Annotated in this window: 22 protein-coding genes and 1 tRNA gene; 2 read left to right on the top strand and 21 right to left on the bottom strand. The window is 56.1% G+C overall.

Annotated features, from left to right (window positions below; genetic code table 11):
- Positions 1–187: 187 nt before the first annotated feature.
- From HZB34_06105 to HZB34_06095, 3 genes are all read right to left on the bottom strand, one after another.
- Complete coding sequence (locus tag HZB34_06105) at positions 188–1,162, bottom strand: serine acetyltransferase (protein MBI5315526.1); 975 nt, start codon at positions 1,160–1,162, stop codon at positions 188–190.
- A gap of 304 nt (positions 1,163–1,466) precedes the next feature.
- Complete coding sequence (locus HZB34_06100) at positions 1,467–2,201, bottom strand: MBL fold metallo-hydrolase (protein ID MBI5315525.1); 735 nt, start codon at positions 2,199–2,201, stop codon at positions 1,467–1,469.
- 115 nt (positions 2,202–2,316) lie between these two features.
- Positions 2,317–2,394, bottom strand: a tRNA-Glu gene (locus tag HZB34_06095).
- A gap of 174 nt (positions 2,395–2,568) precedes the next feature.
- Between HZB34_06095 and HZB34_06090 the strand changes: the two genes are divergently transcribed.
- Both HZB34_06090 and HZB34_06085 read left to right on the top strand, forming a co-directional pair.
- A complete protein-coding gene (locus tag HZB34_06090; protein MBI5315524.1) occupies positions 2,569–3,057 on the top strand; it encodes a hypothetical protein in 489 nt (162 codons plus the stop codon).
- The gene (locus HZB34_06085) at positions 3,054–3,611 is read left to right on the top strand and encodes a hypothetical protein (GenBank protein ID MBI5315523.1); all 558 of its coding nucleotides are present in this window, start codon (positions 3,054–3,056) and stop codon (positions 3,609–3,611) included. The genes HZB34_06090 and HZB34_06085 overlap by 4 nt, the downstream gene beginning before the upstream one ends.
- Before the next feature lie 152 nt (positions 3,612–3,763).
- Here the strand turns inward: HZB34_06085 and HZB34_06080 are convergent, their stop codons facing one another.
- From HZB34_06080 to HZB34_05995, 18 genes are all read right to left on the bottom strand, one after another.
- Positions 3,764–4,030 carry a hypothetical protein gene (locus tag HZB34_06080; GenBank protein MBI5315522.1) on the bottom strand — a complete coding sequence of 89 codons (267 nt, stop codon included), beginning with the start codon at positions 4,028–4,030 and terminating at the stop codon, positions 3,764–3,766.
- 44 nt (positions 4,031–4,074) lie between these two features.
- Complete coding sequence (locus HZB34_06075; GenBank protein MBI5315521.1) at positions 4,075–4,767, bottom strand: MarR family transcriptional regulator; 693 nt, start codon at positions 4,765–4,767, stop codon at positions 4,075–4,077.
- A gap of 332 nt (positions 4,768–5,099) precedes the next feature.
- Positions 5,100–5,567, bottom strand: coding sequence for a redoxin domain-containing protein (locus HZB34_06070; protein ID MBI5315520.1), 468 nt, complete (start codon positions 5,565–5,567; stop codon positions 5,100–5,102).
- 178 nt (positions 5,568–5,745) lie between these two features.
- Entirely contained in the window at positions 5,746–6,936 is a 1,191-nt protein-coding gene (locus HZB34_06065) for a hypothetical protein (protein MBI5315519.1), read from the bottom strand.
- A 128-nt stretch (positions 6,937–7,064) separates the two neighbouring features.
- Positions 7,065–7,820, bottom strand: a complete 756-nt coding sequence (locus HZB34_06060; protein ID MBI5315518.1) for a molybdopterin-dependent oxidoreductase — start codon at positions 7,818–7,820, stop codon at positions 7,065–7,067.
- Positions 7,821–8,020: 200 nt separating this feature from the next.
- Positions 8,021–8,929: a cytochrome b/b6 domain-containing protein gene (locus HZB34_06055; protein MBI5315517.1), complete on the bottom strand. Its 909-nt coding sequence runs from the start codon at positions 8,927–8,929 to the stop codon at positions 8,021–8,023.
- Positions 8,930–9,159: 230 nt separating this feature from the next.
- Positions 9,160–9,474: a hypothetical protein gene (locus tag HZB34_06050; GenBank protein ID MBI5315516.1), complete on the bottom strand. Its 315-nt coding sequence runs from the start codon at positions 9,472–9,474 to the stop codon at positions 9,160–9,162.
- A 121-nt stretch (positions 9,475–9,595) separates the two neighbouring features.
- Positions 9,596–10,699 carry a glucose 1-dehydrogenase gene (locus HZB34_06045; GenBank protein ID MBI5315515.1) on the bottom strand — a complete coding sequence of 368 codons (1,104 nt, stop codon included), beginning with the start codon at positions 10,697–10,699 and terminating at the stop codon, positions 9,596–9,598.
- A 38-nt stretch (positions 10,700–10,737) separates the two neighbouring features.
- Positions 10,738–11,253 carry a DUF417 family protein gene (locus HZB34_06040; GenBank protein ID MBI5315514.1) on the bottom strand — a complete coding sequence of 172 codons (516 nt, stop codon included), beginning with the start codon at positions 11,251–11,253 and terminating at the stop codon, positions 10,738–10,740.
- A 183-nt stretch (positions 11,254–11,436) separates the two neighbouring features.
- Positions 11,437–12,984: a hypothetical protein gene (locus HZB34_06035; GenBank protein ID MBI5315513.1), complete on the bottom strand. Its 1,548-nt coding sequence runs from the start codon at positions 12,982–12,984 to the stop codon at positions 11,437–11,439.
- Positions 12,985–13,093: 109 nt separating this feature from the next.
- Positions 13,094–14,122, bottom strand: a complete 1,029-nt coding sequence (gene cydB, locus HZB34_06030; GenBank protein ID MBI5315512.1) for a cytochrome d ubiquinol oxidase subunit II — start codon at positions 14,120–14,122, stop codon at positions 13,094–13,096.
- Positions 14,119–15,462: a cytochrome ubiquinol oxidase subunit I gene (locus tag HZB34_06025; protein MBI5315511.1), complete on the bottom strand. Its 1,344-nt coding sequence runs from the start codon at positions 15,460–15,462 to the stop codon at positions 14,119–14,121. The genes cydB and HZB34_06025 overlap by 4 nt, the downstream gene beginning before the upstream one ends.
- Positions 15,463–15,681: 219 nt before the next feature.
- Positions 15,682–15,948: a zf-HC2 domain-containing protein gene (locus HZB34_06020; GenBank protein MBI5315510.1), complete on the bottom strand. Its 267-nt coding sequence runs from the start codon at positions 15,946–15,948 to the stop codon at positions 15,682–15,684.
- A 133-nt stretch (positions 15,949–16,081) separates the two neighbouring features.
- Positions 16,082–16,741 carry a sigma-70 family RNA polymerase sigma factor gene (locus tag HZB34_06015; protein ID MBI5315509.1) on the bottom strand — a complete coding sequence of 220 codons (660 nt, stop codon included), beginning with the start codon at positions 16,739–16,741 and terminating at the stop codon, positions 16,082–16,084.
- A gap of 47 nt (positions 16,742–16,788) precedes the next feature.
- Positions 16,789–17,061, bottom strand: coding sequence for a hypothetical protein (locus HZB34_06010; protein MBI5315508.1), 273 nt, complete (start codon positions 17,059–17,061; stop codon positions 16,789–16,791).
- A 307-nt stretch (positions 17,062–17,368) separates the two neighbouring features.
- Positions 17,369–20,740, bottom strand: coding sequence for a sigma 54-interacting transcriptional regulator (locus HZB34_06005; protein MBI5315507.1), 3,372 nt, complete (start codon positions 20,738–20,740; stop codon positions 17,369–17,371).
- 178 nt (positions 20,741–20,918) lie between these two features.
- On the bottom strand, positions 20,919–21,668 hold the full coding sequence (locus HZB34_06000; GenBank protein MBI5315506.1) for a carbonic anhydrase family protein: 750 nt from the start codon (positions 21,666–21,668) through the stop codon (positions 20,919–20,921).
- Positions 21,669–21,730: 62 nt separating this feature from the next.
- Positions 21,731–22,768, bottom strand: a complete 1,038-nt coding sequence (locus HZB34_05995; protein MBI5315505.1) for a VOC family protein — start codon at positions 22,766–22,768, stop codon at positions 21,731–21,733.
- Positions 22,769–22,771: the final 3 nt, after the last annotated feature.

The raw sequence follows: 22,771 nt of genomic DNA, 5'->3' as shown, positions 1-22,771 counted from the left end.
CCAGCTTCCGAAGGAATCCGACTTCGCACTATAGTCGACCTCCTACGGACGCAGCGTTTTCATCCTGTCCGGATTGGAATCCTGGACGCAGGACAATGGATGTTTATAGACCTGCTTCCCTCAAGAGCGGTGTAACAAATAGAGCGCAAAAGGCGGGCGAGCAAGGAGGACACAAACCAGACGACCGCTATGTCTTCCGGTGTGCGGACTGGCCGTCGGTCGGTTTCGGTTGAATGGTTGGCGAGGTGCGCATTTGCGCCTGGACGACATGACTTCGCGCCGGCACGCTTTGAGTGAGCCACACGTTCCCGCCGATGACCGACTCCTGGCCGATGGTGACGCGCCCCAAGATCGTGGCACCCGCGTAGATCACCACATCATCCTCCAAGATCGGATGGCGAGGCTCTCCCTTAATCAGATCGCCGTGCTCGCCTTCTGTGAACCGCTTGGCGCCAAGAGTCACAGCTTGATAGAGACGGACACGCTTTCCGATGATGCTGGTTTCCCCGATGACGACACCGGTCCCGTGATCGACAAAGAAGTGACTGCCGATCTCGGCAGCCGGGTGAATATCGATGCCGGTGGAGGAATGCGCGATTTCCGAGATCAACCGAGGGATTAGCGGCGCCTCCAAACGATGCAAGGCATGGGCAATACGATAGTAGATGACGGCATGCATGCCAGGATAGCAGAGAAGAACCTCCGAAGTGCTGGTGGCCGCAGGATCACCTTGGTAAGCGGCTTCTAAATCGGTGAAGAGCAACGCCCGGATCGCCGGAAGCTGGCCTGCGAATTCACTCGTAATTCTGCCCGCTCTTTCAGTAAGCGAGCGGTCGTCCTGTTCGTCCGCGTTGGACGTGAATACCAATCCTCTCCGGACTTGATCCTGCAAAAGAGGCAAGGTCTGATTCAAGGTGTGTCCGACAAAATAATCGATGTTCGTCTCGTTCAAATCTGCCCGGCCGTAGTGCATCGGAAACAGCGCGGCACATAGACCTTCCACAATGCCGAGTAGGGTTTTCCGCGATGGCAATTTCTGAATTCGTCCATGACGATTGATGTTGTGCGTGAGCTCACGTGAGGAGCGCAGCTCCGCGACGAGATGATCAAGGTTCCAATTAGTCGCCGAAGTTTCCTGTCGTCGCATCGTGTCGCCGTCCATGCCGTTCAGTGACGCCGGAAATCCTGCGGGACCCGGACTAGAATCTCGAACTCGTCACACTTGTTGTAAAACGCCAGCAACGGGCGGACGGTCCCTTCTAATCCGAATTGGCCTTCGCGGGGTTGATCGCAGGGGTGTTTAGACCTCACCGTTGCGATGCCGTGCCGATCCCAACGTCTGCCGACCTATTCGTTCCGAATACTATCCACTCTAAACAATAACACGCTGGCCTTGGTAGAAGCCAGAGCATCGGCCGTTGGTGGTCTGCTAGGCTGGATCGCTCATCTTCCTGAGCTGTGCCAGGTCAGATGCGACCCGCTCGCATGTTGGCGGGGACTGCGATACTCATTTTTGCGGGCAGTGGCACTTTCCTGGCGTTCATCATCTCGACGAATGCGGCTTTAGAAATGGACAGGTTCAGTCGTTCGTTCCATTGCTTTTCCTTGCCGATCGTCGATGACACCCGGCCGTTGTAATCGTGACCCGGATAGACGGTGGTGTCGTCTGGAAGAGCAAACAACTTCCGGCGTACCGAATCGAAGAGTGTCTCCGCCGAGCCACCCTGCAGGTCAGTACGGCCGTTGCCACCGATGAATAGGGTATCGCCAGTGAATACTGCGCCGGGCACTACGTAACTGGTGCAGCAGTCTGTATGCCCCGGCGTGGCGATCGCTTGAATAGATGTGTCGCCGACCAGCAGCGTTTCTCCATCAAAGAGAAATATATCCGCACCAATGACCACGCCTTTTGCAGAGCCACCATAGACGATCCGCGCACCAGTGCGCTCTTTGATTTGGGATGCACCCGTAATGTGGTCGGCATGAACGTGCGTTTCCAGGGCGAAGAGTAGTGTAAGGCCAAGGTCTCGAATGGTTTTGCAATCACGTTCGAGATTTTCTATGACTGCGTCAATAATCACGGCCTTGCCAGATCCACGGTCAGCCACGAGGTAGGTACGCGCTTCCGCGCGGTCATCGATGTCCTGTGCATTGTTGACATCCAACAAGACAGTGACGGTATAAGACTCACTCGTCCGCATGGCCCTACGTCCTCACTCAAGGGAATCCGGCGAACACCTGGAGAATTGATAAATGCTACGATCCTTGGAGGGCCGGCGCTCAGAATCGACAGTCTTTACGCGTGTCACGTAGTACTGGTGTCCCCAACGGGATTTGAACCCGTGTTACTGCCTTGAAAGGGCAATGTCCTAGGCCAGGCTAGACGATGGGGACAATACAGGGCTTACAAAAATGAGTGGGACTCTTACCATACTTCGGACTCATGTGTCACTAGAGGAGAGCGGGGGTTCGGAACATCCAGTCGCGTTTCTTCTCTGAATTCGGTAGGATGAGTTATTTCGGGAACATTGGCGCCTCGCCTGGTAAGAACTCAAGGAGCAGGATTCGATGAACAGACCTAGATTTGTATCCTATAGATCCATGATGCTCGTTGCCTGTAGCCTGATACTGGCAAGTTGTGCCCATGATACCTACCAAGAACGGGCGAACCTGATTAAGAATCATACAGAGGCGTTCTACGACAATCTGAAATCCAACCGGGTGGAATCCGCAATCCGAGACAATGAGCAGATTGAAGCGATGGCGAGCGAGATGGGAGACACTGTCAGGAAACGAGGCGCCCAACAGGGTAGCACGGCGGTCGAACGGGAGTTTGCCTTGATGAAGACCGCCAACGAAACAGCAGCCTCAAACTGGCTTGCAATGGGACAATACTTCGCCATCAAACGCCAGTACCCTCAAGCCCGCGCCACGTATCGCCGCGTGATTGACACCTATACGAATCCCTCAGACCGACCGCACCGTGAACAGGCCCTGCGCGCCTTACGGGATTTGGATATAATCGATTCACCCACCTCCACCCCGACCACTCCGTGAGCGCCGGCAGACTTCTGCGCTATTCTTCTCGAACACTTCTCTGCGGCTCCCTGCTGCTCAGTTCGGGCTGTGTCCATCGGATTCACGTCACCGCTGCGCCTCAGACTGTTTCACCAGTCACCATCGCTCAATCACTACAAGTCATAGTGCCATCTCTCGCACTGGAAGGAGCCGACCACAGGCAAGGCATCACCTTGCTTGAGTGGCCGGCAGAAGATCTACGTTCTGCCATCACCGACTATATCCGATCGCGCCAGACTTTTACTTCGGTAGGCGATAGACCGGCCGACCTCACTCTCACCGTCAAAAGCTGGCTGGCCATGCGATCCAGCGGCAACTACCATTATCGACTACGCCTGGAATCAACCCTGGGTCCTTCTGCGAAACCACCGGTCAAGTCCTATCTGGTAGAGAAAGAAACAATGGGATCGAGCGTGCGGTGGGTCACGGCTTCGGATCAGAGGCCCATTGTCGAAGCTGTCCAAGCCGCGATGGACGATCTGCTCGCTCAGATCGAGGCCGATCACCTTCTGTATCGAAAAGGACCGAGCTGAAGACGAACAGTGTTCGCAGAAGCGGAAAAGCTATTTTAGACAGTGCGTGGGTAAGCAGAGAATATTTCAGCAGGATGCCCAAACAAGGGGTAGCTCCTGGGCTCTGTTGGCCGAGGTAAGAGCGACGTCACCGGGCCTCTGTCGAAGGAAAATTAAAAGGTCCGGGACCGTCGAGTGAAGAGGCTCATCGTCAGACATCCGGCTGCCACGCCTGCCGCAAACATCGCTCCAACGATCCAACCGGAAGAGAAGCCCATTCTCCTCGGTTCACGACGTCGAAGTTCTCGACTCAAATTCGGCATATGGGATTCCGGCCCGAGCCATTCATCCTCTGATGATCGGGCTGAGCCTTTTTTAAAGAGAGTGGCTGTCCTTCCGTCACGCATGATTCCCCCCCCCTTCCCCACAATCCCGTCCATACTACAATCCAACCAATCTGACTACAGTAGCTGGAGAACAGGTCCTAGGCGGTACGAGAACCAATAAAGTTTTCCCACGTCTGATTGACCTGTGCGGTTGAAGCCGGTTCATATACCTGGCAATTAAGCCGTAGCGAACTATCACCGAACGAAGCCTTCAGATAATCACAGTGATGCGTCCGATCGGCACCGGCATGTTGATTGGGGCGAAAGTACTGACAGGACACGCACATCCGCGTGGCAGAAATCTCACCCTGGTCTTGGAGACTGCGGATCATCTTCACAAGCGACGTAAGGAGGACGACCTGCTCCGGTTCCGAGAGCGCCTCGGTCGCTGTCGCAAGCCGATCTGGCATGCGGGAGGAAGGCGTGGAGGCCCTATTCCCTTTGGCCGTCAACTGGGCTACCACGACCCGTCTGTCAGTCGTGTCATGACGCCGTCGGACCAACTGTTTCCGCTCAAGCGTCGCGATAACTTCTGACGCAGTCGGAAGCCTGACAGCCAACTCGTTTGCCACGGTAGACACTCGCGCCCGTTGCTCAGGCTTGGACCGAAGAAGAGTCAGAACCTGCCGTTGCAATGGTCCAAGGCCGGCTCGACCTTCACGTCGCCACGTTCGACTCTTCATCGCAAGGCCAATTTTTTCCAAGCCTGCGGCCAACTGAATGGTCAACGCAGCCGAATCCTGTACCGTTGTCGACTTTTTCTCCTTATTCAGCACACGCAGTTCTGCCATAGAAGCTCCTCGTGAAATACCAGTATTTTGCTAGTCTAGTGTGAGCAGGATGTCCTCGTCAAGCTTCCAGCGGCACGTTGACAACACAAAGCCATGCACGTCGTAGCAGAAGGACAAACCGGCTGGGGCTGACTGGCTCTCAGGATGGATCAGAGATCGAGCGGCACTCCTGAACATTCCGTATGTCCGAGGGAACCCTGCAACAACGACCCACAACCGACAGTACCCGACGAAATAGCCCGGCCAGCGAAGTCGCCATTTCATACAGGACTCGCCAGACATGAGAGAAAGGCGAGACTGATACAGCAAAGCTGTTCATGGATGAATGGGAATTAGTCTGTCTCAGCTAACAACGTTTGGATCAACTGTTCAGTCTCACGGTAGCCGCCTTCACCGATCCGTACATGGCGAATCACACCCTGTTTGTCGACAAAATACATCGCAGGCCAGTACCGATTGCCATAGCGATTCCATGTCGAGAAGTCATTGTCGATGGGGACCGGAAAGCGGATGTCGTGTTCTCGGATATATTGTTTCACCTTCGCAAGGTCTTGTTCGTAGGAGAATTCCGGCGAATGTACGCCGATGACGATGAACCCCTTGCCCGCATACTTCTGATACCATTGCTTCACGTAGGGTTCGACATTTCGGCAGTTGTAGCAGCCGAACGTCCAGAACTCGACCATCACCACCTTGCCCTTCAAGTCTGACAGATGCAATGGCGCGCTGTTCAGCCATGTCTCGTTCATAATCTCCGGCGCCTTCATGCCAACTCCCGCATTGGCTACGAACCAGGTCATGAGCACCCCGACAGTGCCGGAGTAGGTGGTACTGGACGATCAAGCAGCGCGCAGTTTGCCGATTTCCTGTGATTTTCTGGGGTCTACCTCTCGGTGTCTGACGTTTCATATCGCTCATGATGTCATGTAATCGATTTTGAGATAGGTTCTAGCCTATGATTCCGGGCCAACCCCGGATCTACTTGGCAATCGCAATCGCCGGGGTCGGGTACCTTGTGAGATCCGTCACCGTCATTTGAAACAGGTTCGACAGGACTGCAAAGGCCTCTTGATTCCAACTCGGAACCATGCCCTGGCTCACGGGATACTTGCGGATCGAATAGTAGCGGCCATCGAACAGCACTGAAAATTCAAAGTCACCGGGCTTCGAATCGGACTCTTCGATTTCGAGCGTCCTGGCGGGATTCCTGACCACAGTTTTGGTGCGTGGATCGGGGGACACCATCATTTCGAGTTCTTCTTCGATACTCTTGGCTACGAACCCGATAATCGCGTTCATACTGCGAAGCAGGATCGACCCGTGCAGCGGGTACTCGCCTCCCGGAAAGCCTGGGCGAATATCCACGAGTACGGAGTCCAGAGGCACACGTTGCGCCTCCTCGTGGAGCAATCGGCGCTCGTCGTTTGAAAGGCGGGCCGGATCGTAATTGGCGATCAATAGTCGGCCCACCGCTTTTCGACGAACCGTGTGAATCTTCCCCTCGCTGTCCCCTTCCCAACGAAATCCCTTTTCCAGGGCCGCCACGACTTCGTCCGGATTCGGCGGACGATTTGTTCGGACCGCGTGGCTCTCCTCGAAGAGTATCGGCCCGACATAGAGTTTTCGCTCCGCATCCAATCCGGCCAAATGCAGGAGGCGACGACGAAATTCTTGGTACCCTTCTCCTTGCGAAGGCGCGTTAAACAAGACGATGGGGCCGCGCTCATCGTCGATCGCAATCCCCCGCGCCATGAGGCGCAGGACCATGTTGATATCGTAGCCTTGTCGGACAAGGAACTCGAACTTGGCCTCGTCGAGCGATCGCAGGACTCGTTTGGTAAATTCTTCACCGGTAACCGGTATGATCGTGATCGTGGGATTCTCGGCGATGCTGGCGCTATATTCGAGATTCAGGGGCCGATCTCTCGAGTCAGTAACAGGTCCAAAACCGCCACGAATTCCTGCGCTCGTGCGGAAATCAAACGTGGCCGCGACGCTGGAAACCGCCGTGAAATGCACCGGACGATGGTGCCGCGCGCGTGCGATGTTCAAGAGCAAGAGATCCGCTTCAACGTAGCTCACCGTCCGGTCGTACTCGATCACCGCCCGATGAATGGCAATCGGCGACAGGCAACCAGAAAGGCTTATGAGCAGGGCCGGTCCAAACATCCCCAGGATGGTCAAACGAGTCGCCCAGCAAGGCCGCAGCGAGTGAAGACCCGAGGCGTACTTTTTAGGGTACGTTGAGGGTCTGAACGATGCGAGAACGCAGCTGGCGGCTTGTTTCACCATCCTGATTAGATTCCCGCGTACCACTCATACCCTTGGTCATCCTCCCAATACCCGCCCTTCCCGCCTCTAATACCGGAAAAGGTCTCCACCAGCTCAATCATCGTCACATACTTCGCCTGTTTGTACCCAAGTTGGCGTTCAAAACGGAGGCGAATCGGCGCGCCATGGGGAACATCCAACGGAGCACCATTCAACTCGTAAGCCAGGATCGTTTGCGGGTGGAAGCAGTCGGCCAGGGTCATGCTCTCGTAGTACGGCACCCCTTCTTCATCCACATCGGCACAATAGAAGACCGCGTATCGGGCAGTCGGCAATGGTTGAACCTCGCGCATGAGGTCACCGAGCGGGACTCCCGTCCACTTGCCGATGGCACTCCAGCCTTCGACACAGTCATGCCGGGTAATTTGTGTCCGTGATGGCAACTCTTTCAGTGCTGCAAGCGACCAACTCGTGGGGGTCTGAACTAAACCGCCGACCATGACCGTCCATTTGGCAAACTTCTGCGCAACGTGTTCGGCATACTCACCAGTGCCGGGATCGGTGTTCCCGTTCGCCGGAAATACCTTTGAGATGTCGCCCTCTCCATATTCTTTCGCCAGGGCGTCGGCCGGCGTCACCGCCCGTTGTGCCCGTTCGGTCAGTTTCTCGGCCTGACTCAAGATGGAGGGGAACCAACTGCTCTGCGACAAATTATCACAGCCGGCGAGGGTTACGAGACTCGCAGCGCCCAATGTCCCCTTCAGAAACTGCCTGCGTTCCATTGCGCGTTTATGTGGAACCATGGTGCCTCCTCAATGTGTCGAGCGATGCTAGGCAAGCGCTAGACGCCTTTCCCGCAGAATGTTCAAAGCAGCAGTCCAGCAAGGCCGCAGCGAGTGAAGACCCGGAGGCGTACCCTCTGGGGTACGTTGAGGGTCTGAACGATGCGAGAACGACGCTGGCGGCTGCTTTGAACATCCTGCTAGGCTTCATGGCTCGCTCCTTCACGCTCGTGCTTCACGACAAACCATCCCGTCACCATCGACCGCATGTTATTAAAGAACCCTGTCAAGAAGACTTCCGCTACGTGGACGATAATAAAAGCGACGAATGAAAAACAGGCAACGAAATGGATCGTCCTCGCCGCCTGCCGCCCGCCGAATATCGTGAGCAGCCAGGGGACCGCCGCATCGATCGTCGGCGACATCGCAAGGCCCGTCAGCACGATCAACGGCGCCACCACGAACAGAATCACGACATAGGCGAGTTTTTGCAGCACGTTGTACCGCTTGGCCTCCTCACCTTGGGGATGCCGCAGGACAATGTGGTCTTTGACGGCCTTGCCGATACCACGCAGGTCTTCGCCGGTCGGAGCCAGATCGCGAGCCGCATGCCGACTGATCAATGCATAAGCCGTGAAAAACAACCCATTGATGACGAGGAGCCACGCGAAGAACAGGTGCCACTGCCGTCCCATCGCCAGAATTTTGGCGCTCGGAATGGTCGCCCAGGCAGGGAAGGCTCGGCGCTTGCCATCCGAATAGCCGAGCACTCCTGTTGTGTCGAACTTATAGCCCAGAATGGTCGTGATGCCGCGCATCTCGCCGCTCTCGGTTTTTTCAGGACGGATCGAGATCAACGGCCGATCGCGATCGGATCGATCGCCCCAATAGAGAGCCGGATGGGCATTGAAAATTTGGAGCCCGCTCATAATCAGGATGATAAGAATGGGGACATTGAGCCAATGGCTGATCCTTACTGGTAACCGATGGCGATAGACCCTCTCGATCGCCGGAGATGAGGCAGGTCGTGCAGCCAACGCGTCATCCTGGTTTGCGGTAAGATCGACTGAGTCAGATTGATCTGTGGATGGGAACTGGTCGGCCTTCATCGCCGGCCCAGAAACGGGCTCTTCCTCCCGGCCTATACTTGTTCCGGCTTCTTCGTGAATGAGCGCGGTCATGATCGTATCTCCTCTGGCTGTGGACCACCTGTCTGCTCCTTAGTCGACGCCCGGCCTCGATTCTTACAAGGCCGGTGAGGTGCAGAAACAGAACGGCCTGCGATCAGTGTCGAACCGACCACAGGCCGAGAGGATCAAACAAGAGACCGGATAAACTCCTACTTCCCCATAGCTCCCTTCATCTCGCCCATTTCCCCCTTCATGCTTTTCATTTCCCCTTTCATCTCATCATGCTTACCTTTCATTTCCCCCTTCATCTCATCATGCTTGCCCTTCATCTCGCCCTTCATTCCCTTCATCTCACCCTTCATTTCGCCCTTCATCTCGCCCGTTTCCCCCTTCATACCTTTCATCTCACCCTTCATCTCGCCCATCATTTCCCCCTTCATCTTCCCCATATCTTCGGCAAATGAAAGGGAGCTGAAACCCGCCACACACATGACTGCAATGACCGACAGCATAATCTTTTTCATCACAAACCTCCTAGTGTAGTAGTAGTGGATAAATACCCTTGTACAGCCTGAGCCCTCCGAACATTCATGTCAACACAGCATCCGATGAGCCCACCGGGATAATTGGTCACAGTCATGTCCTTTAGTCGTACGCAACATTCACAAAAACCTTAATTGCGTTGCGTTCCTTCGTCAGCGTCTGCATCATTTCCTGATAGTTCTCCAGCCCTGTCACCGGATGAGTCAGCAACTTCGGGAGCCAGCCAGGGAACTCCAGCTCGGCTCGCGCAAAGTCGTACACGCCTGTTTCAAAGTATTCGCGATTGGCATTGACAGTCCCAACAACCAGCTTGTTTCCGAGCACGAAGTCCAGATTGATTTTGTCCGCCGGGACTGCATGTTCACGGTCGCCTCCCGTCACGCTCGCCAACACCAGCACGCCGTTCTTGCCGAGACATTCCATGGCCTCGAACACCACAGGAGAATAGCCGGTCGCTTCGAACATGAGATCGAACGGGCCAAAACGTTTCGCCGCTTCTCGGATCGACAGATCGTTCGTCGAGATGTACCGCACACCCAATTCCTCCAGAAGATCGAGATTGCGTGACGGCCTACTCTCTTTCCCGAAACTGGTGACCTCGAAGCCCTTCATCTTCAGCGAGAGGGCCGCGAGCAATCCCACAGTTCCTGCCCCCAGCACCGCCGCTTTCTTCGGTCGCCAGACCTTGAACCGTCGCTGCGCTTCATAGGCCTGGATGATGCCTTTTTCAATGATCGAGGTCGGCTCAAGCAGAACAGCCACATCCTTGAGCCCTTTCGGAATTTTGACCAGATATTCCGGATCATCCACAAACAGCTCGGTCAGGTAGCCGTGACGGAGGTTGATCCCCCGCTCGTAGTAGACATCCTCGCTGGTCATGTCGTACTGGCCTATCTGGTCGTAGAAGCTGCCGCCTGGGCGCCGCACTGTCGGGACCACATAATCGCCTGGCACGAACTCTGTGACGTTGGGGCCGACTTCCAGCACCCGCCCAAAACACTCATGGCCGATCACGAGAAAATCGTAACCTGGCGGAGCCTGGCCATATTCGGCGGCGTTGATTTCTCTGTCAGTGCCATCCACCCCGACGCGCAGCACTTGCACCAACACGCCTCTTCCATTGGGGATTTCGTGGACCAATGGCTTGGGCAGTTCCGCCAGATGGATTGAGTTGGGTTTTCCCGGGAGCACAGCTATGGCTCGCATCGTATGTTCTCCTATCGTTATCTACCGGTCTGTTTTATTTATCGTGACTTATGACTCATACCTGAGAGCGCTTCGCCCAGCGTCCAAATCGATGCTCCCAACAGTGCCAGGTCCTTCAATAAGAATTGTCCCGGCGCGACCGACAGGGCGGGGAACCCACCCAAGCTAGCCTCCCACACAGGTGGCGTGGACAGCATGAAACTGAGAGTGCCCAGGAACAGCACCGCGCCCAGCGCACTGCCTACTGCTGAGATTTTTGCGGAGACAGGCCTAACTGCAATCATCACGGCGATGGCAATTTCCAATACACCGAGCCAGTTCGAGAAGGCCTGCACGCTGAAGATGTTGTAGAGCCAACTCATCAAGGGACTATTAGCGACCAACGGTTGAATGCCGCTCGCTTCGTAGGCGGAAAACTTCATTGCCCCGATCCAGGCAAAGATCACTACCAGTCCATAGCGGGTCATGAACGTTCCCAGAGCCTGCAGTTTCTCGCTCAAAGTGGTATCGGTATCACTCTCGATCGGTATCGTAGCGGTGGCTGTCCTGATCATGGCAAATTTCCTTTATTGATTTGGATGAAGATTGTGGCGATTAAGTCTCTCTTGGCTACAAGTTGCTTTTTGCTGCTATCATGTAGTCGCCCGAGTCCGCCCGACCTTACATGCAATTCTACTGACGTATCCGAAAGGCCATGCCATAACTCCCCACCGCCAGTGAGCCTAACCCTTCTCTCACTATTCTCGCTTTCCGGGCGAACTGAGCGTACGGCCGACACGGCGGCCACCCTGTGCCGGCCGAGTTCTTGGATCTTCCAACAACCAGTACAAGACGTTGTCAGCAAATGCGTCATCCTGGGTGAGCCCCAGATGATCCGAGAACAAAAATAGGACGGATGACCAATCGATCGGCGAGACCAACTGAGGGCGCCACTCGCCTCCCACTCGTTCATCAAGCAGTGCACTTGAGCGCAATACGGTGCCATCACCCGCTCCATATTCGATGATTTTGAATTGACCGGTCTTACGATCAACCGAAGCCCGCCGGGGCGTGTCCACCGCATCTCCGGCAACGAGAAACACGTCGACCCCGGAGGGCAAGCGGGCCGGCTGATCCATTGCCTCGTGAAACGCCTTGGTTCTTCGAAGAATCGTGGTCTGTAGCGCCATCGCGACGCGCCGACGCTCTTCGTCATCGCCGACCTGAGGCAACACCGAGTGCAGAAACTCGACATTCCGTCTCTCCCGGGACGCGAGTCCCCATTCATACCGCTCCCACAGCGCAGGATCGTACAGATTGGGGGCGGGTGCAGATTCATCGCCGCCCCAGACGATCGCCCCATGTCGGAGGCGTGGAAGCAACTCATAGAGCGCGGGAAACGTGCCCAGAAGAGCCGCCTGGTAGTACGGAAGGATCGGGCGGCCTACGTCAAATCCTTCAATGAGCTGGGTCAAGGCGTTGATGGATCCGGCATTGGGCGGTCCGACGAGGATCAGGCGATCAACATAGTCGGCTCCCGCCCACGTGACGACGGCATCTTGGCCGTCTGCGGGCAAATCCGCGTCGCCGTACATCAGAAAATACCGTGCGACGAGACCACCCATCGAATGGGCGACGATATCGAATTTCACCGCGGCCTTTTCGATGCCGTAACGGTCCTTGTAGGCTTGTTGAACGTAGGCGCGTTTCTCTTCGATAAACCTCTTCAACCGTTTTGCGCTCTCTACGTTGTCACGCCGCCAGTCATAGTCGAATTGGAAACAGGTGAAGTGGTCGTTGCCATAGTCGATGGCGTGAAGTCCCAGCGCTTCGTCCCTGTATCCGCCAGCGCCCAGCGTCGTCAATATTCCTGCATAGGCGCGAATATTGAGTGGAACGCCGAACAGATTGACATGGACTTTGTCCAACACGCCGTTCGGTTCAACCCCGTCTCGTAGCTCACTTAGCTGCCGCTCCCCCTCGACGGGGAGCGAAATCAGCCGGGCGCCTTCAGCTGTGGTTGGATCGACAGATTCTGGTTCAAAGGCGCCCCACACCGTGCGTTGAGAGTCGCGATCGAAGAGTTTGCTGCCTAAGATGCCGGGAATCACAATCACAGGATTACGGTCCGGCATGTGATATTGAGCAGACTTCTCGTAGATGATTTTGACATCTGCTTCGTGCTTGCCAAATGACACACATCCCGTGGAGCCGATGGCGAGGCACACCATCACGATGCCGCAGCAAAATACTCGCCTCGTAGCATTCGTCGACTGATCGAGTCCGCACCTGGTGGCCTGTATCATTGTCTGACTCCCACAGTTTCGTTGTCGGATTATGGCCATTCAGCGGTAACGTTGCCGGCGCAGTGCCCAGCCGGAAGCGTTGTACCCTCTACCATGAAAGGCGAGCCGCCTATAGTTGAACCTTTCCCCAGAAGGCTCGGTGCGCAATGACCTGATAGGCGATGATCAGAACGAAGCCGATGAGAAACCACCAGAGCCCGACCTGCATTCCGTAGGCGCCTGCAGTCGCGTTTGTGACGGTCAAGCTGTATGCCGGCTCGCTCGTCGTGATCAGGATATTCGGATAAGACCCCCAGGCCGTACTGGCCAACATCGCCAGAATCATAAGACTCGTCGCATAGAATGCTCCTGCATCGCGATCGCGTCTTCGCAATCCAAGCGCCGCCACTAGAGCAACCAAGCCGATGACGGGGAAGGCGTACCCGATCGGATGAGCATCATAGTTGAGACGGAAAGAGGGCTGCGCAAAGGGAACTGCCGTCAGCGCCAGTCCGACCAGGACCACCGCCGCCGCCCCTGTCAGCCAGGCCGCGCGGCGGGCTTGTCCGCGCAACTGGCCCTCTGTTTTCATCGCCAGATAGTTGGCGCCGTGGAATGCAAGGGTCGCCGCGCTCGTGACTCCGATGAGGACCGTGAACCAATTGAGAATTCCCGGATTCGGTCCCATCATGAAGTCGGCCCAGAGTGCCATGAAGAAATAGCCGTCTTGATTGAGCGGGACGCCGCGAATGAGATTGCCGAGCGTTGCGCCGAACACGACGGCCAGCAACGTACTGGCTCCGGCAAATGCCGCGTCCCAGAACTGTCGCCACAAGACATGAGCCAGGTGCGAGCGCAGTTCGAGCGCAAGCCCACGGACGATCAACAACCACAACACGATGGTGAGGGCCAGGTAAAAACCGCTGAACCCCGCAGCATAGGCTTTCGGAAAGGCAAAAAAGAGCAAGCCGCCCGCGGCAATCAACCACACTTCATTACCGTTCCACACCGGTCCGATTGCGGCCAAGGCCGTGCGCCGGTCCACTTCAGTCCGTGCGACGAACCGATAGATGATGCCCAGGCCGAAGTCGAATCCGTCGAGGACGACATAGATTGCCAGCATCAACGTGAGGGCGCAGTACCAAAATGTTTCCATCATGCCTGCTCCGGCGACCGCGAATGTCCTGACGGTCCATGGCGGATGGTTTCCCCAATCAGAAATAGAAAGAGCAGCCCTAGTACCAGATAGAGCCCCAGAAAACCGAGCAAGGTAAACAGCGCATTGCCAGAATGGACGAGTGGTGAAGCCCCGTCTGCCGTGCGCAACAAACCGTAGACGAGCCAGGGCTGACGTCCTATTTCGGCCGTCATCCAGCCGGCAGTCGTCGCGATATAGGGAAACGGCGCAGACAGCATGAGTAGCCAAAGCAGCCAATTCGCGGTAAACAAACGCCCCCGCCAGAGCCAGAGGAACGCCAATCCCATAAGAGACACAAGTATGGTTCCAAGACCAACCATGACATGGTACGAGTAATAGAGCAGCGGCAAATTGTCCGGCCAGTCCTCGCGTGGGAAGGCATCAAGCCCTTTCACCTCGGCGTAGAGCTCGTCATAGACCACGACACTGAGCGCATCCGGAATGATCAGCGGATTATCGATCGTCATCGTCTCGGTATTCGGCTGGCCGATCAGGAGTAAGCCTGCACCGCGCTCGGTCTTGAACAAGCCTTCAAAGGCCGCGCCCTTGATCGGCTGGTGCTCGAACACCTGCCGGGCATTCCCGTGGCCTGTAGGAAATCCCATCAGCACGGCGGCGATAGCCCCCGCCACGACGCCGGTTCGGAGGAAGGTTTTGGCATACTTAATGTGCTGCTCCGAGAGCAGATAGTAGGCGCCCAGCGCCGCCATGACGAATGAAGCCGTGACCACCGCCGCCGTCATATTGTGCGTGTACTGCCAGAAGAGCCAGGGATTGGTGAGGAGGCTGGAGAGACTGTCTACAAACAGGCGACCATCGGGGGCAACCGTGTAGGCAACGGGATGCTGCATCCACGCGTTGGTCGCCAGAATGAAATAGCCCGAGAGCCAGGAACCAATAAAGAGCATCAGCGCAGCGAACCATTGCACGCGCTGACTGAATCGTTTCTCGCCGAACAGCAAGATGCCGAGGAACGACGATTCCAGAAAGAAGGCGAGCATGCCTTCCATAGCCAGCACTTGCCCGATGACTCCGCCGGCAAAGTTGGAAAACTTCGCCCAGTTGGTGCCGAACTGAAATTCCAATGGAATGCCGGTGACGACACCGAAGGCAAAGCTCAAGGCAAAGACCTTTGTCCAGAAACGCGCGACTTGGTGGTAATGGTCATCGCCGGTAAGGAGAGCCCTGCTTCTCAGATAGAGCAACAGCAGAGCCAGCCCCATCGTCAACTGAGGAAAGAGATAGTGAAATGTGCAGGTGAAAGCGAATTGCAGACGGTCGTAAATCAACGCACTCGCCATGCGGCACCCAAATGATAGATCAAGACACAGGAGGATCTGTGCCCCATGGGGCTATGTCGTCCGAGACAACGGAACTTACAGATCTGGCAAGTTCCACCAGCCTTGCATGGCGTGCTTCGGGAATATCGGACGAATGCTTTTCACGCGGAAAAACGGAATGGATAACGCGTTCCCATCCTGGACAGCCCCGGGCAAAGCTCCCATGCCTGGGAGAGTGCTCTAGCTGGCGAGACGGGCGGCGAACTGCTGTTTCAGACGGAGATGATTCGTGGGCGATGGATAGAGTTTGGGAAGATTGCCCAGCGCAGTGGATACAAGATCGATCTGTTGCACATAAGTACGGCAGTGGGTGCAGGAAACAAGATGCAGCCCGACTCGAACTTTGGTCAAGATGGAAATGTTGTCGTCCAAGTACTCAGAAGCACAGTCTGTAACCTCGCGGCAGGTGACTCCGGTGTGGACCCACGGTGCAGGATGGTTCTTCATGAGGAGTGTCCATCGATTGAGACTTCACCCCTGAGTCCCCCCGATCATCGATTTCTTACAGCGCCTCCCTGCTAGGGTAGCTTCTAGGCTGAAGGCTCGAGACTGACGGTTTCCAACTTCAGCCTCAATCTTATCATCCGAGGGCCGTTTCCACTGCCACTCTCACTCGCTCTCGCGCCCGGTGAAGCCTGACATAGAGGTTGGTTTCCGTAATCTTCAACATCTCGCAGACTTCCTTGGCCTCAACCCCTTCCACATCGCGGAGAACGAGCACCTCCTTCAAGGTCGCCGGCAAGGATTCGATCGCCCGCTGCATCGCATTGACCGCTTGCTGGCTGGCCAGCAGTGTCTCCGGTGTCCGTTCGTCCCAGGGCTGCGGGGGGAAGGCCCAGTGACCGGCCCACTCGCCGCTCTGCTGGAAGCGGGAGGGATCGACTGCTTCATCGTTGTCGTCATCGTAGGACGCGAAGGCCGAGAAGGTCGTATGGCGCTTCTCGCGAACGCCGCGATCCTTGGCCTTATGGATCAAAATCCCGCAGATCCAGGTACGAAGGGATGAACGGCCTTCGAACCGATCGAGACTTTCAATCACGGCCATCCAGGTGTCCTGGACCACTTCCTCAGCCACTTCCCGATCTGCCACGTAGCCCATCGCCATTCGGATGAGCGCGCTGTGGTGCTGGTTGACCAATTCGTCGAAGGCCCCTTCGTCACCGCGCTTGAGTCTCGCGATGACTGTGTCCTCGGCCTTCGTCAGGCTGGATGACTTGACTGCCGGCGCTTTCCAGTTCATGGAAGGGCTGTAATCAATGGACTCTGTGTAGGTGATGGCATCTGCATTCATGACCGGCCTCCAATCTGCAGCAACTCCGTGATAAAACCGGGTGCGCTCATGAGATTGACTTGTGTTTGGGGAAGGTTATTCAAAACCTCAACCCCCCTGGCATCGATGAAATCGACATGGGAACAATCCAGATGCACGGCTTTCTCCTGCCTGAGATAGGCGCGGCACTCTCCATCCAGGAGAACAGCCCATTCATCCGTGATTTTTCCTTCGAGCTTGATGAGCACGTCGCGCCTGCTTTCTTGAATCATCGTAATCTTGAGCATCATCTCCATCGCTCCTTAGTGTTCGTCTGTCGACCGGGTATTCAGCAACAGTGATGCCAGGCGAACTACGTAGAGAGCAGGTCAGCATAAGTAGTTGATATGGAATGACAAGATGGGGATTTTGCAAGAAGGCGACAGGGGTCATAGGCGGAGATCAATTCCCAAAATATTGGGATCGTCCCAATTAGTTGGAAGCATCCAATAGGAAACGAGCTGAAAGCTGATGGTTAGTAACGTTTGGCAGGAAACGATTCAATGAACGAGGGGTGTAGCTACTCTGGCACGCGCTTCACGAACGACACTTCACGTCTCACGTCTCCAGTTTCACGCGTTCGATGCCGAGTTTTTTCATCCTTGCCTCGAGGGTCGTGGGGTTCAGGCCGAGGATTTTGGCTGCGCCCTTTTCGCCGCTCACTCGCCAGTTCGTCTGATCGAGAATGTCGACGATATGGTGACGCTCCACCTCTTCGAGCGTCAGAGCCTTCCTCTCTCCAGTCTTGCTGGCTGATGCTGAAAGCCAGTCGATCGGTTCCAACTCCGGCCCCTCGCTCAAAATCACTGCACGTTCGATCACATGCTCCAGTTCGCGAATGTTCCCCGGCCAAGGGTAGCGCTGAAGCGTCGACATCATCCGCTCGGGAATCCGATCGATCTTCTTGCCGAGATCCGTCGCAAACTTGCGCACGAAAAATTGTGCCAACAGCGGAATATCACTCTCACGCTCGCGCAACGCAGGAAGGTGAATTGGAAACACGTTCAATCGGTAGTAGAGGTCCGGGCGATAGTGGCCGGTCTTAGAAAGCTGTTCGAGATTCCGGTTCGTTGCCGCAATGACCCGCACGTTCACCTTGAACGTCTGCGTCCCGCCCACCCGCTCGAATTCTCCCTCTTGAAGCACGCGCAACAGTTTCGATTGCAGATCGAGCGGGAGTTCCCCGATCTCGTCGAGAAAAATAGTCCCCTTGTCGGCCAGTTCAAAACGGCCCATCTTTTTCGTCAGCGCGCCGGTAAACGCGCCTTTCTCGTGACCGAACAGCTCGCTTTCGATCAAACCGGCTGGAATGGCTGCACAATTGACTTTGACGAGAGGGCGGCCCTTCCGCGGACTTAAGTTATGGATCGCCCGCGCGATCAACTCCTTGCCGGTCCCGGTTTCCCCTGTGATCAACACGGTCGAATCGGTCGGGGCAACCCGTTCCACATTCTTCAGCACCTTTTTCAGCGAGGTCGAGCCGCCTATCAATTCTTCGAAATTGTGCGTGAGTTTAATTTCTTCCTGCAGATAGACATTCTGCGCTTCAAGCCGGGCCTTCTCCTGCTCCATCAAGACCTGCTCAGTGATGTCGATAAACATCGTGCGGGTATAGGTGCCTGAGGGGTCTGGCCGTGACCACCACTTCATCCAGAGCGGCTTGCCGTTGTCCTTACGGCGCAGTTCGAGCACGACGCCGCTGGTATCGATGCCCTTACCGACGGAGGCGAACGCTTCCTTCAAGCGTCGTTGTGCGTCGGGTGTATTGGGAACGAAATCCCTACCGTAGAGGCCGTCGACCTGATCCGCCGTAATGCCGAGGGATTTCATCGCCGTGCGGTTGACGCGAAGCAACTTTGAATCGAGCCCCTCGTAGACGTAAGCAATCGGCGCTTCGTCGAACAGGTCGCGCAACCGCTCCTCGTTGTCTTTCAGTACAATTTCCATGTGCAGCCGCTCTAGTTCGGCGCCGGCCCGCGCACTGAAGATCTTAAATACAGACAGATCGAGTTGCTCGAGCGCCATCGGCTTTCGGTCCATGACTGCCAGATGCCCCAGCACCTCCCCGCTCACGCTCGTCACCGGAATCGCCAGATAACTCTGCACGCCGAGCTTTTCCAGATCCTCTCTGTGGAGCGGAAAACGATCGGCGACCTTGTCCTCGCAATGATAGATCTCCCCGGCCAGTACCCTTTCGCAGGGCGTATGGGCGATGGCATACTCAAAATTGTCTTTCAGCCGATCGCCGGCCCAGAAAGCCAGAGTCCGCACCTTGGTCCGGTCCATACAAAATTCCGACACGAACGCATATTCGACACCGAGGGCCCTTGCCAGGTTCTTCACGAGGGAATGGAAAAATCCCACACCCACGGCAGGTGCCGTGCCTTCAAAGATGGCTCTGAGCGTCAAGTTACTCTTGTGCATCGTCTCTTCATAGTACAGCCGTTCGAACTCCGCACCGGCTCTCGCGGCAAAGATACCGAGCACCGACATAACCAGCTCCTTGTCGGGCATCAGATGGCAGTCCATCACAGCCAGATGTCCAAGCACCTTGCCCGATGTGCTCACAACCGGAACGCCGCAGTAGCTCTCCACCTCGATATCCTGAATCAACTGCACGTGTGGATAGAGTGCTCGAAGTTTGCTCGGATGGTGCACGCAATTCCGCTTGAGGACGGTCTCGCAGGGGCCCTGCGCCGGGACGTCGAACGGCGAGAGTACCTGGCCCTTCCCCCAACCGGCACGCGAACGAAAGGTCTGGCCGTTGTCACCGAGTTCGGAAATGTAGGCGTAATCCACGCCAAGGGCTGTTGCCAGGCTCTTGACGAGCGAGCGGAAAAAATTGGTTCCCACCTCGGTCGCCGTCCCTTCCGCGATGGCGCGAAGCGTGGCCTCGCGTTGCTGGAGGGACGTTTCAAGCACTTGACGGTAAATTTCGACGCCAGCCCGTTCGCCGAACAGTTTGAACACCTCGATTTCATCGGAGGTCAGGGTCATCGGTTTGATATCCATCGCGACCAAATGGCCTAGGACCTGGCCTTTCGGATCTTTCAGCGGGACAGCTAAATAGCTTGTGACACCCAACGTCACCAGATCCTGATCATGCGGGAAAAGTTGCTGGACATCTTGCGCATAATGGCAGGTTTCGCCCTGGATCACCTTCGTGCAAGGCGTGCCATCGAGACTGTACTCCATTTGATCAAGGTAGCCGTCGCCTTTCCAGAAGGCGAGCGTGCGAATGCGTGATTCTGGAAGGAGATAGCCGACGAAGGCGTAACGAATGCCCAAGGCCGCAGCCACGTGCTTGACGAGTTCGCGGAGAAAGTCTCCGCCGGTCGAGGCCACAGTGCCTTCGACGAGCGAACGGAGAAACTCGTCGGCCTTGTATCGCGCACCAAGCACCGGATCTTGCCGGAACGTGCCCTCTTCCAGGCTTTTGCGAGTCCGGCGTAATTCCAACTCGGTGAGAACCTCATGGGCCAGCACCCGCAGTGCGTCGCCCTGCTCTTTGGTGAGTTGGCGCGGGATGCGGTCAAGCACACAGAGCATGCCGAGGGTATGGCCCTCCGTCGTCTTCAATGGCATATCGGCGTAAAAGCGAACCTGAGCATCCCCGATGACCATCGGTTTCGAAGCGAATTGCTCGCCCTGCATCGTATCCGGCACGATACACAGATCGGTGTGGCGAAGGGCCTGGTGGCAAAGTCCCGGCGAGTCTAGCGCCTCGCCGTCGGTGAACCCGATTTTCGATTTATAGAACAGCCGCTCACGGTCGATAAATGTAATCGCCGCATAGGGAGTCCCGCAGATCTGCGCGGCTAATTTGGCCAGTCGATCGAAGGCAGGATCTGGCTGGGTATCGAGGATCTCGTAGGCGTGGAGCGCGTCTAACCGTTTCGGATCGTCCAGCGTGGTCGTGTCTTGTGCCATGCCGACCTTTCCCGTCAATACTAGCCTACGTTCTGTTACGTACTGGGGAATAGCAGGGCCGAGTATGGAAGTCTAGCACTCTTGTCTAGAATCCTGCAATACGGCTATTGATGGAAAAGAAATCTACGGCATCTCGTTACGAAACTATCTGTTAACAGGAAAGACACTGGGGCAGAGGTTACTCTTTGTAAATTTTCCGATCGTGCAACGGCTGGATAGGGCGGGCATTCTGGCCGATGATCGAAGTGAGCTGCGCGATTTGTTGAGTGGACATGGAGATCGGGTCGCGTAAGATAATCCACTGGACACCTTCGGTACAGGGTGGCGTAGTCAACGATCCGTGATAGGAGAAATGGTGGCTGTTGGAGGGGATGAGGTCTTGGGGATTGAACTGGTGCTCTGAACCTACCTCTCCCGCTTTCATCGGAAGCATGGCCCAGAGTTCCGCGAGTGACCGATTCGGTGAGCCAGTTTCGACGAATACCCCAATCACGACCACATGCCCCTTCCGGTCTTGGTGCACCAAGTGGATCTCCATCGGGTAGGTCCGCCCATCGACTTGATGCTCGCTCGGATCATGGAAATGAAATTGGCGTAGAAAATAGGTTCGACCGTTGAGGTGCAATTCATTTCCAGACAGCACATTCACTTGGATGGTATGGCCGTTGTCCAGCGCCTGCACAGGACCTGATCGATATTGGAAGACCAACCGCTCCTGTTGCTGTGCGTGGCTCGGCATCGAGATGTTGACCGGCGATTGGTGTGAGCCTGCCTCGCAGGCCATGTAAGCCGAGCTTCTCATGCCCCAGTGAGCAGCGCCCTCCTCGCCTTCATAGCCCCAGTGGGACAGCGCATGTTCGTCTGCCGCCCACCCGTCACCTATGCCACCGATCAGAAACAAGATCATCAACAGAAGGCGAGACATCATGCTTCCACCTCGGAAGAGCGTTATGGGTTTCTGCAACTATGCCGCAGCACACGTGGCAGCACTCATGGCGATACGATTTGTAGAGCGTGTCCATCCGGATCACGCACCTGGAATCCCTTGGTGAAGCCCAGCGATTTGTCAGGAAACGTGACAACTGTCGATGAGACGAAGTGCGCTGCTTCCCTCAAAGCTGCAGCGGCGGCCTCCACATCAGAAACAATCAGCGTCGTCTGCCAATGCCAGAGATCGGTCGGACGTGAGTCAACCGGGAACGGCCTTCCCGCAGTCGGCAGTTCATATTCCAGGAGCTCCACGCCGGGCGGAGACATCTTTGGAGTCAGGCCAGTCACACGGGCCCTCGCGCCAGGTAGGCTATCAAGGTATTGCTGCTCCATCCCCATGTTCAGCGTACCGCCTGCAACAGTCAGCCCGAGCAGATCACGGTAGAACTTAGTGCTGTTCTCCGTGCTGCGCACCGTTATGGCCGTATGATCAATGCCCATGAAAAGGCTCGCGCCGGGCTTCTTCCAGATCGGGTTGCCTTTCCCTTCCGGAAACCAGAGCAATTCAAGGTTGTGCCCATCCGGATCGCGGAACTTGATCGCCTTGATGCCGGCAGCGGCTGGATTCGACATGGGAATCGTCTGTGGCCGAGGCGAAATCTGCCGGACGTGATGTTTCCGCAGTTGTGCCCAGGCCGCATCCATATCGCGCACGACGATGGCGACGTGTTGGAACCAGAGATCGTTGCTGTAGGACGGCACAGGAATCGGCTGCACATCCGGCGGCGCCAGGAACTGGATCAGCTCAAGCTGCTGCTCGCCCAGCTGCAGCTTGACCAGTCGCGCCCGTACACCAAAAATGCCCCAGAGCTGGTCGTATTCCGGTCCATCCACTTCCACATCGCTGATAATCTTGAACGTCAGCACATCGGAATAGAACGAGATGGACCGAACCATCTCCGATACGGTAAAGCCGATCGATCTCACAGCGGTCGCCGATGCCGTGCGGCTCTCTCCCGCCAGAGCCTGCATCGTCGGCAGGAACAGCAGCACCGCAAGGATCAGAGAGGTTCTGATGAGCCGGTTCCTGAGCAGCATAGC

Source organism: Nitrospirota bacterium (assembly GCA_016219645.1).
Lineage (GTDB): Bacteria > Nitrospirota > Nitrospiria > Nitrospirales > Nitrospiraceae > Palsa-1315.
Note: the sequence above shows the minus strand (reverse complement) of the source record. Positions and strands in the feature narration are given on the sequence as shown.